This is a genomic window from Agromyces sp. Root1464, assembly GCF_001427265.1.
GTDB lineage: Bacteria > Actinomycetota > Actinomycetes > Actinomycetales > Microbacteriaceae > Agromyces > Agromyces fucosus.
Window position 1 is genome coordinate 987501 of sequence record NZ_LMFU01000001.1, and the last position, 12832, is coordinate 1000332.

A 12832-nucleotide genomic window follows, 5' to 3' on the forward strand; every position below is an offset into this window, starting at 1 on the left:
GCGCCGGTCAGTCGAGCGACGACAGGAAGGTCAGCACCGATCCGCGCTCGACGATCAGCGGACCGAGCGCGGCATTGAAGTCGGCGCCGTACGGGGCGGCGAGGTGCTCGGCGAATGCCGCGGCGTCGCGATAGACCTCGGTCACGACGAACCGAGCGCCGACCGGCGCCGGCCCGGTCGCCGCTGCTGCCGCCGCGAAAGCGGGCCCGCTCGGCGCCTCGACCACGCGGTGCGGCGTGAAGTCGAGGCATCCGCTCTCGTGACGAACTTCGGTGGCCAGTGTGAGGAGGAGGCGCTCGACCTCCTCCTCACGGCCGGCGATCGCGGTGAACTCGGCGATCAGCTCGATTCGACCGTCGGCATCGGGGTCAGCCTCGCTCACGCGCGCAGCGCGCCGGTCATGATCGCCACGGCGTCGGTCATCGTGTGCGACTCGGGCGTGATCGTCGCGGCACGCTTGCCGAGCCGCTGGATGTGGATGCGGTCGGCCACGTCGAAGACATGCGGCATGTTGTGCGAGATGAGGATGACGGGGATGCCCCGGTCGCGCAGGTTCCTGATGAGCTCGAGCACCTGGTTCGACTCCCGCACGCCGAGCGCGGCGGTCGGCTCGTCGAGCACGACGACCTTCGACCCGAACGCCGCGGCCCGGGCGACCGCGACGGCCTGCCGCTGCCCGCCCGAGAGGTTCTCGACCGGCACCGTGACGTCTTGCAGGGTCGAGATGCCGAGCGCCTTCAGCTCGTTGCGCGCCTTCTCGCGCATGCCCTTCTGGTCGACGACGCGGAACACCGAACCGAGGATGCCGCGCTTGCGCTCCTCGCGGCCGAGGAACAGGTTCGCGGCCACGTCGAGCGCCGGGGAGACGGCGAGGTTCTGGTAGACCGTCTCGATGCCCGCGGCCCGGGCGTCCTGCGGGCGCTTGAAGTGCACCGGCTTCTCGTCGAGGAAGAGCTCGCCCTCGTCGGGGATCTCGGCGCCCGTGAGGCACTTGATGAGCGTCGACTTGCCGGCGCCGTTGTCGCCGATGATCGCGAGCACCTCGCCGGGATAGAGCTCGAGGCTCACCCCGTCGAGGCCGACGACCCGGCCGAACGTCTTGACGAGTCGGCGGGCGCGCAGGATCGGGGTGCGGGTCTCTGCGGGGCCGGCGGCGGGCGCCTGGCCCGCGGCATCCGTTGCGGTGGTCATTTGCGTACCTTTCGAATCCACTGGTCGACCGAGACGGCGACGATGATGAGCACGCCGACGGCGAAGGTCTGCCAGAGCACGTCGAGCCCGGCGAGCGACAGGCCGTTGCGGAAGACGCCCACGATGAGCGCACCGAGAAGGGTGCCCCACACGGTGCCGCGACCGCCGAAGAGGCTGGTGCCGCCGATGACGACGGCGGTGATCGAGTCGAGGTTGAGTTCCGCGCCCGCGTTGGGCGACGCTGCGTTCGTGCGACCGATCTGGATCCAGGCGCCGAGCGCGAGGATCGCGCCCGCCGCGAGGTAGACGCTCATGAGCACCCGGTTGACGCTGATGCCGGCGAGGCGCGCGGCCTCGGGGTCGTCGCCGACCGCGTAGACGTGTCGACCCCAGGCCGTCTTCCCGAGGATCAGGGCGACCACCACGTAGAGCAGCAGCATCATCAGCACGCCGACCGTGAAGTTCACGCCGCCGATGTTGAAGGTGGCGCCCATCGAGGTGAGCAGTTCGGGCATCTCGGCGCCGCGCACGGTGGCGCCCCCCGAGTACAGCAGGGTGAGCGCGACGAAGATGCTGAGCGTGCCGAGCGTCACGATGAACGGGGGCAGCTTCAGGCGGGTGACGAGGAATCCGTTGAACGCGCCCGCGGCGAGTCCGACGACGAGGCCGAGGAGGAGGGCGAGCACTCCCGGGAGGCCGAGCTGGACGCTCGTCTGCGCCATCACCATCGAGCTCAGGACCATGACGGCACCGACCGAGAGGTCGATGCCCGCGGTGAGGATGATGAGGGTCTGGGCGACGGCGAGCGTGCCGACCACGGCGACCTGCTGCGTGATGAGCGAGAGGTTCGCCGGGTTCAGGAAGCGGTCGTTGAGCAGGCCGAAGACGATGACGGCGAGCACGAGCACGATCGCCGGGCTGACCGCCGGGTAGCGGTGCAGCGTGTTTCGGATGCGGCTGAGCGGGGTGGTCCGGTCGAGGAACTCCTCGGCCAGGTCGAGCGCCGACGTCGGCGGCTCGGTGGTCTGCTGGGTCACGTTGTACTCCGTTGTTCGGTGAGTGAGCGGTGCGGGCCGGGAGGGACCGGATGCCGCGGGGCGGCGTCATGGCCAGGGGCGCCGCGTCGCGGCATCCTCACCGGCCCGCACCGCTCACGATGCGGTGCCGGGGATCAGCCCCAGCAGATCTCGCCGCCCTCGGTGGTGTCGATGGAGTCGACACCCTCCTGCGGGTCGTCGGTGACGAGCGCGACGCCGGTGTCGAAGAAGTCGAGGCCCTCGGTCGTCTCGGGGGCCTTGCCCGTCTTCACGAGGTCGAAGATCGCCTGCACGCCGAGCTCGGCCATCTTGACCGGGTACTGCTGGCTCGTCGCGCCGATGATGCCCTCGGCCACCTGGTCGACGCCGGCGCAGCCGCCGTCGACGGAGACGACGATCACGTCGTCCTTGCCGGCTGCCTTGAACGCCTCGTAGGCGCCGTAGGCGGCCGGTTCGTTGATCGTGTACACGACGTTGATGTCGGGGTTCTTCGAGAGCAGGGTCTCGGCGGCGGTGCGGCCGCCGTCCTCGGCGCCACCGGATGCCTCGTTGCCGACGATTTCGTAGTCGCCACCGCTGTAGGTGCCGCTCTTCGCCTCGTCGCCGTTGACTGCCGCGTCGGCGGTGTCGATGCCCATTCCGTCGAGGAAGCCCTGGTCGCGGTTGTAGTCGACCGAGACGATCTTGTCGTCGAAGAGGTCGATGAGCGCGATGGTCGCCTTCTCGCCGGCGAGCTTGGCAGCGGTCCACTCGCCGATCTCCTGGCCGGCCGCGAAGTTGTCGGTCGCGAAGGTGATGTCGACGGCTTCGGGATCGGCGGGGGGCGTGTCGAGCGCGATCACGAAGAGGCCGGCGTCGCGGGCCTTCACGAGCGCGTCTTCGACGCCGGGCCCGTTCGGCGTGATCAGGATGCCGGCGTCGCCCTTGGAGATGGCGTTCTCGATGGCCTGGATCTGGGTGTCCTCGTCGCCGTCCTCCTTGCCCGCGGCGAGCGTGAGCTCGACGCCGAGTTCGTCGGCGGCGGCCTCGGCGCCGTCCTGCATGGCGACGAAGAACGGGTTGGTCGTGGTCTTGACGATGAGCGAGACGCCGATCGCGTCGGCGTCACCGCTGTCGCCGCCTGCGTCGGCGCCGGCGGCACAGCCGGTCAGGGCGAGCGCCGCTGCGGCGGTCAGCGATCCTGCGGCGATGAGGCGGCGGCGGAGCGCACCTGGTGCTGTGTGATTCATCGATGAATCTCCTCTGGTGTTGGAAGGCCCGTTGTCGCCTTGACAACGATGTCAGGGATAGGTCTAACTCACCGTCGCATGTATAGTCAAGTCCAACTTGCACATTTGGGAGCAAATCGTGACACCGTTGTCAAACTCGAGTACCGCGCCGGACAGCGCACGTTCGCGACCGACGATGCGGCACGTGGCCGCCCTCGCCGGCGTCGGCGTGAAGACGGTCTCGCGCGTCATCAACGGCGAGCCGAACGTCTCCGCGGCGACGATCGCCAAGGTCGAGGCCGCGGCCCGCACGCTCGACTACCAGCCCGACCTGCACGCCGGAAACCTGCGCAGGGCCGACGGCCGCACCCGCACGCTCGGCCTCCTCGTCGGCAGCGTCGACAACCCGTTCTCGGGCGCCGTGCACCGGGCCGTCGAAGACGCCGCCCTCGCTCGCGGGGTCTCGGTGTTCGCGTCGAGCCTCGACGACGACCCCGATCGCGAGCAGGAGGCGGTCTCCGCCTTCCTCCGCCGCCGCGTCGACGGCCTGATCCTCACCACCATCTCCGAGAGCCAGGCCTACCTCGCGCCCGAACTGCGGCGCGGCACCCCGGTCGTCTTCGTCGACCGTGAGCCCGCCGGCCTCACCTCCGACGCGGTCGTCAGCGACAATTCCGACGGCGCCGCCCTCGCGACCAGGCACCTGCTCGAGCACGGGCATCGCCGCATCGCCTACCTCGGCGACCGCCATGACATCCAGACCGCGCGCGAGCGCCACCGGGGCTACCTCGACGAGCTCGGTCGTGCGGGCGTCTCGACCCGGGGCCAGCAGGTCGTCGAGGGGCTCCACGACGAGGCGACGTCACGCGCCGCGACCCTCGCCCTCTTCGACGTTCCGAACCCGCCCACCGCGATCTTCTCGAGCCAGAACCTCGTGACCATCGGCGTCATCCGCGCGCTGCGGGAACTCGGGCGCCAGCACGACACGGCGCTCGTCGGCTTCGACGACGTGCCGCTCGGCGACCTCCTCGAACCCGGGGTCACGGTCGTCGCGCAGAACCCGCAGGCCATCGGACGCATCGCCGCCGAACGCGTGTTCGCGCGCCTCGACGGCGATGCCTCGGTCGCCGCGCGTACGATCGTTCCGACGCGGCTGCTCGAGCGGGGCTCGGGCGAGATCGCCCCGCGAGCGGAGGGCTGAACGGATGTCGCAGCAACTGCCGCAGCAACGCACCGGCTCCTCCGGGTCCGGCTCCGTGGCGCGTGTCACCGTCATCGGCGACGCGCTCATCGACGAGCTCCGCGACCCGAGGGGCGCCCGCGAGTTCGTCGGCGGTGCAGCGCTGAACGTCGCCGTCGGGCTCGCCCTGCTCGGCCAACAGGCGACGCTCGTCGCGATGCTCGGCGACGACGAACCGGCGACGCGCATCCGCGCCTACCTGCGCGACTACGGTGTGCGTCTCATCGAGAGCCCGTCCGAACACGGCACGTCGCGCGCCGTCTCCGACCGCACCGACGGCGAGCCGCGCTACGAGTTCAACGAGGCCGCGCAGCGGCGCCGCATCCGCTTCGACGACGCCACCCGCGCCGCGATCGACGAGGCAGACCTCGTGGTCGTCAGCTGCTTCCCGTTCGACGACGCCGAGCAATACGCCGAGCTCGTCGGCGCGATCGCCGACCCCGCGGGCCGCGTGATCGTCGACGGCAACCCGCGCGCCGGCATGCTCGCCGATCGCGCACGTTTCCTCGCGAACTTCGAGGACTTCGCGTCGCGCTCGCTCCTCGTGAAGGTCGGCGACGAAGACGCCGAGCTGCTGCTGGGCGACACGCTCGACGCCTTCGTGGGGCGGCTCAGCTCCGCAGGCGCATCGGCTGTGCTCGCCACGGCCGGGCGCGACGGTGCCACGCTGCACCACGTCGACAGCCCCGTGCACGCGAGCATCGTGACGTTGCCCGGGCTGGTGATCGACACGATGGGTGCCGGTGACGCGACCCTCGCGGCAATGGTGCGACGCATTGCCGCCGACGGGCTGCCGGCGACCGACACGGCCTGGGCGCAGGCGCTGCACGAGGCGATGCTGATCGCCGCGGCGACGGTTCGGCACGAGGGTGCGTTGCTGCGGATGCCGCGTGCCGATGCAGAGGCCGTGCACTCCAGCTGAACCGTCAGCGCACGAAGCGCACCTCGGTGATCTGCCAGAGGTCGTCGAACTTCCGCGTGCCGTCGGCGACGAAGCCGTTGCGCCGGTAGAAGCCGTGGGCGCGCGGGTTGTCGGCGAGGGCCCAGAGGTAGGCGGGTCGATCGCCGATCGCCGCATCGAGGAGTGCCTGGCCGACGCCGGTGCCGTGGTGGGCGTCGAGCACGTAGAGCCCCTCGAGCTCGAGGTCCCTTGGACCGTCGGCGTCGCGGCCCGCGCTCGTATTCGCCCAGCCGACGATCCGGCCGTCGACCACGGCCACCCAGATCGCCATGCGATGGAACCCCTCGGGTGCCGGGTACACGTCATTCGAGATGGCGAGGTTCGCCGTCCACCGCGCGATGCGGTCAGCCATGGTCCACGCCTCGACCCGCTCACGCGCGACACGACCGGGCTCCACGTAGGTGGTCTGGTGACTGTCCCAGTGCACCCGTGCGATGCCCGGGGCGTCGGCGATGACAGCGGGTCGGATGCTCGTGTGGTGCATTCGTCGAGGGTACGGGGTGGGTGGGCGAAGGAGCATCCGTCCGACCGCTTGCAATGTCCGCCGGACAGTCCGTAGCATCGCCGTCGTTGACTGACAACGATGTCAAGCAGGCATCGACACTCGTGCAATGAAGGGCGATTCGAACGATGACGACGAAATCACGATGGCGCACGGCCGTCGGCGCTACGGCGGCCGCGGCAGTCGCGCTCGGACTCCTGGGCGCGATGCCCGCGATGGCCGAAGGCGCAGACACGGGTCCGGACCCTGCCTCCGAGCAGTACCGGCCCTCGCTGCACTTCTCGCCGGAGCGCAACTGGATGAACGACCCGAACGGCCTCGTCTACGACGACGGCACGTGGCACCTGTTCTTCCAGCACAACCCCTCGGGCACCCGGTGGGGCAACATGAGCTGGGGCCACGCGACGAGCACCGACCTCGTGCACTGGGAGGAGCAGCCGGTCGCGATCCCGCAGACGTTCGACGAGAACGGCGTCGCGATCGAGGACATCTTCTCGGGCTCGGTCGTGGTCGACGAAGAGAACACGAGCGGCTTCGGCACGGCCGAGAACCCGCCGATGATCGCGATCTACACGAGCGCCTACACGAGCGCCCACCCGACGCACGCCGGCAAGCAGGCCCAGTCGCTCGCCTACAGCCTCGACCACGGGCAGACCTGGACGAAGTACCTCGGCAACCCCGTCTACGACCGCGACTCCGCGAACTTCCGCGACCCGAAGGTCTTCCGCTACACGAACCCGGCCACGGGCGAGTCGTACTGGGTGATGGCCGCGGTCGAGGCCCTGCAGTACAAGGTCGTGCTCTCGCGGAGCGACGACCTGAAGACCTGGACGCATCTCAGCGACTTCGGTCCGGCGAACGCCGCGGGCGGCATCTGGGAGTGCCCCGACCTCTTCCCGCTTCCGGTCGACGGCGACCCCGCGAACACTAAATGGGTCATGGTGGTCAACCTGAACCCGGGTGCGGTCGCCGGCGGTTCGGGCGGCCAGTACTTCGTGGGCGAGTTCGACGGCACGACGTTCACTTCCGAGAGCACGGTGTCGGATGCCGCGGTGCCGCCCGGCGAGCTCTTCGCCGGGTTCGACGACGGCACGTACGGCGACTGGGTCGTCGGCAACGAGCCGGGCAATTGGAAGAACGGGCCCTGGGGCGACGCCCCCGCGTCGGGAACCCTGCCTGGCCAGAACGCCGTGACCGGCCACCTCGGCGCCGGCCTCGTGAACGGGTTCAACGACTTCGACTGGCCCGTCGGCACGCTCGAGTCTCCCGAGTTCACGATCGACGAGCCCTTCGTGAACCTGCTCGTCGGGGGTGGCAACCACCCGCACGTCGACGGCACGCAGCTCGGCAATGAGCCGCCCGCCGGGCGCCTGCTCTTCGACGGCTTCGAGTTCGCTGACGGCACGACCCTCGCCGACACCGGCTGGACGGCGACGGGCGACTTCGCGATCGATCCGAGCCGCAGCCCGTCGACGCAGGGCGGCGACTACTACCTCGGCCAGAAGCGCATCAACACCTTCGAATCCGGGCCGTACGGCGACACCAACCTGGGCGACCTCACGTCGCCCGCCTTCACGATCGAGCCGGGCGAGGATCACCTGTCGTTCCTGCTCGGCGGCGGCAAGCGCTCCGACGGCACGCTCGAGGCGCGTCTGCTCGTCGACGGCGAGGTCGTGCGCACGGCGACCGGCCCCGAAGGCGGTCAGCTGAACTGGAAGTCGTGGGACGTCTCGGAGTTCTCGGGCCGCGACGCGCAGTTCCAGGTGCACGACGACGCCACCGGCGGCTGGGGTCACCTCACCGTCGACCACCTCGTGCTCGGCGGAGCGGCGGCCCTGCCCCGCAGCGAGGAGACGAGCGTCAACCTCGTCGTCGACGGCGAGGTCGTGCGCACGGCGACCGGCCGGGGCAGCGAGAACCTCGACTGGGTGAACTGGAACGTCGCCGAGTTCGCCGGGCAGGAGGCATCCGTTCGCATCGTCGACAACAACCGCTTCGGTTGGGGCCACGTGCTCGTCGACCAGGTGATGTTCTCGGATGTCGCGGCCGCGCCGCGCATCGAGGGCTACGACTGGCTCGACTGGGGCCGCGACTACTACGCGACCGTGTCGTTCTCGGGCGCTCCCGACGGCCGGCGCGTGATGCTCGGCTGGATGAACAACTGGGACTACGCGAACGACATCCCGACCGGCACGTGGCGAAGCGCCATGGCCCTGCCGCGCGACGTGTCGCTCGTGACGACCGGGCGCGGCCCGCGACTCGTGCAGCAGGTCGTACCCGAGTTCGCCGAGCTCGAGCAGACCGATCGGGCCTTCACGGATGCCGCACGGCCGATCGCCGACGGTGCTTCGACGCTGCCCGTGTCGGGCGAGGTCGTGCGCATCGACGCCGTGCTGCGACCCGGCGACGCCGACGCCGTCGGGCTCAGCGTGCTGGGCGATGACGAGTCGGCGACGCGCATCGGGTACGACGCGGCATCCGGCCGGCTCTTCGTCGACCGGCGGGACTCGGGGAACACGGGCTTCCACCCGGCGTTCGCCTCGATCGACGACGCTCCCGTCGCGCTCGACGCCGACGGTACGGTCGCGCTGACGGCCTACATCGACCGCTCCTCTGTCGAGGTATTCACGGCCGACGGGCGTACGACGATCACCGACCAGGTGTTCCCGAACGCCGGTGCCGACGCCATCGGGCTCTGGGCCGACGGGGAGGGCGCGACCCTCGAGTCGCTCACGGTGACGCCGATGCACGGCGCGATGTACCGGGAGTCGGGTGCCGACGATGCCACGGCGGCACCGGCGGCGGCCGAGGTGTCGGCGCTCACGGGGCCGCGGAAGGGCCCGGATGCCGACGGCGACTTCGTCGTCAAGGTCAAGGTCGCCAAGGGCGAGCCGACGACCGTCGTCCGCCTCGTCGAGAACGGCTCGGTGGTCGGTCGCGTCTACCGTTCGGCCGGCGACGGCCGGGTCGTCGAGTTCGACGTCACGGATGCCGCGCCGGGCGAGCACCGCTACTCGGTCGAGGTCGAGAACTCGGCAGGTGTCACGCCGAGCGGCGAGCTGCTTGTGCGCGTAGCCGGCTGAGCCGGGCAGGCCGGGCGAGCCGCGCGAGCTCAGGCGCGACCTCGGAGATCTGCGGCGATTCGGGCGGAGGGTTCACCTCCGTCCGATCCAATGCAGATCTCCGAGGTCGGCCGCGGGTGCAGCGGATGATTCGCACCCCGAGCACCTGTGGGGGGCGTCGTCAGAACGGCCACACGAACGGCACGAAGAACACCGCGACGACGAGGAACAGCAGGAGCAGCGGCAGCCCGAGCTTCCAGTAGTCGCCGAAGCGGTAGCCGCCGGGCTCGAGCACCATGGTGTTCGCGGGCGTCGCGACGGGCGTGAGGAACGAGGCCGCACCGGCCACCGTGAGCGCCATCATGAACGGCAGCACCGACACCCCGAGGTCCGCGGCGACGACGACGGCGACGGGCGCAACGATGAGCACGGTCGCGGTGTTCGAGATGAGCTGGCCGAGCACCATCGTCAGCGCGCAGATCGCGAACAGCGCCAGGTACGGGGAGGCGTCGCCGACGAGGCCGAGCAGGCCGTCGGCGATCAGCGCCGCGGTGCCGGTCGAGATGAACGCCGTCGACAGCGGGATCATGCCGGCGACGAGCACGACCGTCGTCCACGAGATGCTGCGGTAGGCCTGCGTCGGGCTCACGACCTTGGTGAGCACGAGAGCGGATGCCGCGGCGAGCCCCGCGATCACCGGCGGCACGAGGCCCGTGGCGAGCAGCACGACCATGGCCGCGAGGATCACGAGCGCGCGCTTCGCGCCGGCACCGAGCGGCACCGAACGGCGCATCGTCGCCGGGTCGTCGACGACGAGCACGTCGGGGCCGGCGGTGTTGCGCTCGAGCTCGCCCCACGGGCCGCTGACGAGGAGCGTGTCCCCGGCCTGCAGCAGCGAGTCGCTGCCGACGAGGTCCTCGCCGCCGCGCTGCACGGCGAGCACGACGAGATCGCCGCTCGGCGTGCACATACCGGGGAAGAGGTGCAGGCCGATGAGCGACGAGCGCGGTGCCACCACCACCTCGGTGGCGCCCTCGCGCACCCCGATGAGCTCGGTTCCCTCCGGCAGGTGGTACTGCTCGCGGAGTGTGCGCGCATGCTTGCTCACGTCCTGCGGCAGCGTGGTCGCCGCTCGCTCGGGCAGCAGCCGACGACCGAGGAGCGAGATGATCAGCAGGGTGCCGACCACGAGCGGCACGCCGACGAGGCCGAATTCGAAGAAGCCGAACGGGCGCGCACCGGCGTCGGCGGCGGCCCCGCTCACGATGATGTTCACCGGGGTGCCCGTCAGCGCGAGCAGCGACCCCGCGTGCGCCGAGAATGCGAGCGGCATGAGCATCTGCGACGGCGCGATGCCGACGCGGGTCGCGACGACGACGACGACCGGGATGAGCGCGGCCACCGCCCCGTTGACGCTGATGAGGGCCGTGACCCCCGCGACGAGCAGGCACACGACGAGGAGCAGCGGCCCGCGCCTCGTGCCGGCCCGGCCGATGACCTGCTGCCCCGCCCAGGCGGTGACGCCCGTCGAGTCGAGGGATTCACTGACGACGAAGAGGGCGGCGATGAAGATGACGGTCGGGTCGCCGAACCCGGCGAGGGCCTGCCCGAGATCGAGGATGCCGGTCAGCCAGAGCGCGACGGAGACGCCGATCGCGACGATGCCGAGCGGCACGCGGTTCGACATGAACGCGATGATCGCGAGCGCCAGGATGACGAGCGTGGTCGCGACGGGGTCCATGGGCACAGACTAGCTGCGAGGCAACCGCTACAGGAGGGGGCCGCGCGAGGACCGCAGCCGTCCCGTGACGGCCGACCCCGCGAGGATGCCGAGCGCGATCGCGACCATCGTCGACGCCGTGGTCACGAGGGTGTCGGCCCCTGCCTGGTCGCCGCCGAGGATGGTGGCGACGCCGACGAGCCCGATCGCCCCGGGGACGAGCAACCAGAATGCCGGCAGGAAGCTGACGACCGCCGGCGGGCCGGTGCGCTGCCGAGCCACGAGCACCGCGACGGGCGTCATCACGAGCGCCCCCACGAAGGCCGAGAGCACGCCGCCGAAGAAGACGTCGCCGATGACCTGGGCGCCGTAGGCCGAATAGAGCACCAGCAGGATCCAGACGATGGAGTCGCGGCGCCCGCAGTTGTAGACGACGATGCCGACGCCGAACACGGCGACGGCGATCCACGGCGCGATCGGACCGATCGGCAGCGACGCCGTCGTGAAGTCGATGCGCGGCACGCCGACGAGCGCCGCCGCCCCGACGATGCCGACGGCGAGCAGCACCAGCTGCATGGTGCCCGCCGCGAGTCGACCTCCGCCCGACATCATCTGGCCGGTCGCGAGCTCGATGACGCCGGTCGTGAGGAGGGAACCGGGCAGCAGTGTCACGAGAGGGGCGATGAGGGCGGGGAGCACGCCCGGGTCGAGACCCGCCCTGATGAGCAGGAACACGGCGATCGAGACGCCGAACGCGATCGCCACCGTCACGAGCGCCTGGTAGTCGCGCGGCGCTCGAGCCGAGAGGAGCTGTGCCGCGCCCGCGAACACGCCGAGCACCGCGGCGGCTCCCGCGCCCGCCCACGAGGCGCCGAGCAGCACCGAGAGCCCGCCGGAGAGGAGTGCGTACGCCACCACCCGTTGCACCGGCGAGTACGGCATCGGCTGTCGGCGGAGCGCGCGGATGCGGCGCCGCGTCGTGGCTGGGTCGATCGCACCGGAGCGGGCGGCCTCGACCGTGCGGTTCAGCGCGTCGATCTGCGACAGCGTGAGCTTGCTGCTGCCGCTCGAGACGGCACCGGTGCTGAGGTCGCCGACGCCGCGGGCCGAGACGATCAGGGCGGTCGGGAAGACGATGATCTCCGTCGCCGGGGCGGCGTTCACCGTGGCGATGTCGAGCAGGGCGGCGTGCACGGTGGTCACCGAGTAGCCGGCATCGATCATCGCCTCGCCGACCGACTCCATCGCGGCGAGCGTGACGGCGGGCGGCGGGGTGGTGCCCGCCGCCGGCCCTCCCGGCGTGAGCACGCCCGGGGCGAGCGCCCTCGTCGCGAGTTCGCCAGTCTCCGTCTCCTCCTCGGACACTCCGGGCCGGCGGATCGCGAAGAGCACCGCTGCGCTCGCGAGCAACACGACCGCCGCGATGATCCACGACCACGGCGACTCGCTCTCGTCGAGCACCGCGGGCGGCACGGGTTCGAGCACCGGCGCCTGCGACGGCGTCTCGGTCGGCGTCGGCGGCACCTCCGACGCGGGCGCCTCGGTCGTGGGCGGCGGCGTGGTCGGCACCGGCTCATCGGTCGGCTCCGGCTCGGTCGTCGGGGTGGGTTCGGGTTCGGGTTCCGTGGCGGGGGGCGTCGACTCGATCGGCTCATCGGTCGGCAGCGGCTCGACGACCGGCGCCGTCGCCGTCGCCCAGGCGGCCGGCGGGGTGCCCGCGATGCACCCGATGCCGAACCAGCCCGCGCCGGCGAGCGCGCCGATCGCGACGACGATCCGCGTTCGCCCCCCGGCTGACATGTCGCTCACTGTAGTCTCGGCCGCCCGCCCGGCTCAACGCCGTGCCGTATCGCCGACGACCCGTGTGCCACTACGGTGAGCAGCAACAGCAGATTGAACTCGGGGGGACGT

At 71.0% G+C, this 12832-nt stretch carries 10 protein-coding genes; 3 read left to right on the top strand and 7 right to left on the bottom strand.

Translation table 11 applies throughout. From position 1 onward, the window contains the following. Positions 1–7: 7 nt before the first annotated feature. The 4 genes from ASD23_RS04505 to ASD23_RS04520 all read right to left on the bottom strand — a co-directional run bounded on the left by ASD23_RS04505 (position 8) and on the right by ASD23_RS04520 (position 3457). Positions 8–382, bottom strand: a complete 375-nt coding sequence (locus ASD23_RS04505) for a putative quinol monooxygenase (protein ID WP_235507624.1) — start codon at positions 380–382, stop codon at positions 8–10. Further along, positions 379–1191: an ATP-binding cassette domain-containing protein gene (locus ASD23_RS04510; protein WP_056006783.1), complete on the bottom strand. Its 813-nt coding sequence runs from the start codon at positions 1189–1191 to the stop codon at positions 379–381. Before ASD23_RS04510 ends, ASD23_RS04505 begins: the two co-directional genes overlap by 4 nt. Beyond that, positions 1188–2228: an ABC transporter permease gene (locus tag ASD23_RS04515; RefSeq protein ID WP_056006786.1), complete on the bottom strand. Its 1041-nt coding sequence runs from the start codon at positions 2226–2228 to the stop codon at positions 1188–1190. The genes ASD23_RS04510 and ASD23_RS04515 overlap by 4 nt, the downstream gene beginning before the upstream one ends. A 134-nt stretch (positions 2229–2362) precedes the next feature. Beyond that, positions 2363–3457 (bottom strand): substrate-binding domain-containing protein, encoded by a 1095-nt coding sequence (locus ASD23_RS04520; protein ID WP_056006789.1) that lies wholly within the window; start codon positions 3455–3457, stop codon positions 2363–2365. 175 nt (positions 3458–3632) lie between these two features. On the opposite strand from ASD23_RS04520, the gene ASD23_RS04525 reads away from it, so the two are divergent. Together ASD23_RS04525 and ASD23_RS04530 are read left to right on the top strand one after the other, a co-directional pair. Continuing rightward, the gene (locus ASD23_RS04525) at positions 3633–4637 is read left to right on the top strand and encodes a LacI family DNA-binding transcriptional regulator (protein WP_056006792.1); all 1005 of its coding nucleotides are present in this window, start codon (positions 3633–3635) and stop codon (positions 4635–4637) included. A gap of 4 nt (positions 4638–4641) precedes the next feature. Beyond that, positions 4642–5598 carry a carbohydrate kinase family protein gene (locus ASD23_RS04530; RefSeq protein WP_056006796.1) on the top strand — a complete coding sequence of 319 codons (957 nt, stop codon included), beginning with the start codon at positions 4642–4644 and terminating at the stop codon, positions 5596–5598. A gap of 4 nt (positions 5599–5602) precedes the next feature. On the opposite strand, the gene ASD23_RS18775 is transcribed toward ASD23_RS04530, so the two are convergent. Beyond that, positions 5603–6121 (bottom strand): GNAT family N-acetyltransferase, encoded by a 519-nt coding sequence (locus tag ASD23_RS18775; protein ID WP_056006799.1) that lies wholly within the window; start codon positions 6119–6121, stop codon positions 5603–5605. Positions 6122–6267: 146 nt separating this feature from the next. Between ASD23_RS18775 and ASD23_RS04540 the strand changes: the two genes are divergently transcribed. Continuing rightward, positions 6268–9222, top strand: a complete 2955-nt coding sequence (locus ASD23_RS04540; protein WP_082571180.1) for a GH32 C-terminal domain-containing protein — start codon at positions 6268–6270, stop codon at positions 9220–9222. A 160-nt stretch (positions 9223–9382) separates the two neighbouring features. Here ASD23_RS04540 and ASD23_RS04545 read toward each other — a convergent pair whose 3' ends face one another. Together ASD23_RS04545 and ASD23_RS04550 are read right to left on the bottom strand one after the other, a co-directional pair. Further along, on the bottom strand, positions 9383–10942 hold the full coding sequence (locus ASD23_RS04545; RefSeq protein ID WP_056006802.1) for an SLC13 family permease: 1560 nt from the start codon (positions 10940–10942) through the stop codon (positions 9383–9385). Positions 10943–10969: 27 nt separating this feature from the next. Continuing rightward, positions 10970–12721 carry a threonine/serine ThrE exporter family protein gene (locus ASD23_RS04550; RefSeq protein ID WP_157377003.1) on the bottom strand — a complete coding sequence of 584 codons (1752 nt, stop codon included), beginning with the start codon at positions 12719–12721 and terminating at the stop codon, positions 10970–10972. Between the last annotated feature and the right edge of the window lie 111 nt (positions 12722–12832).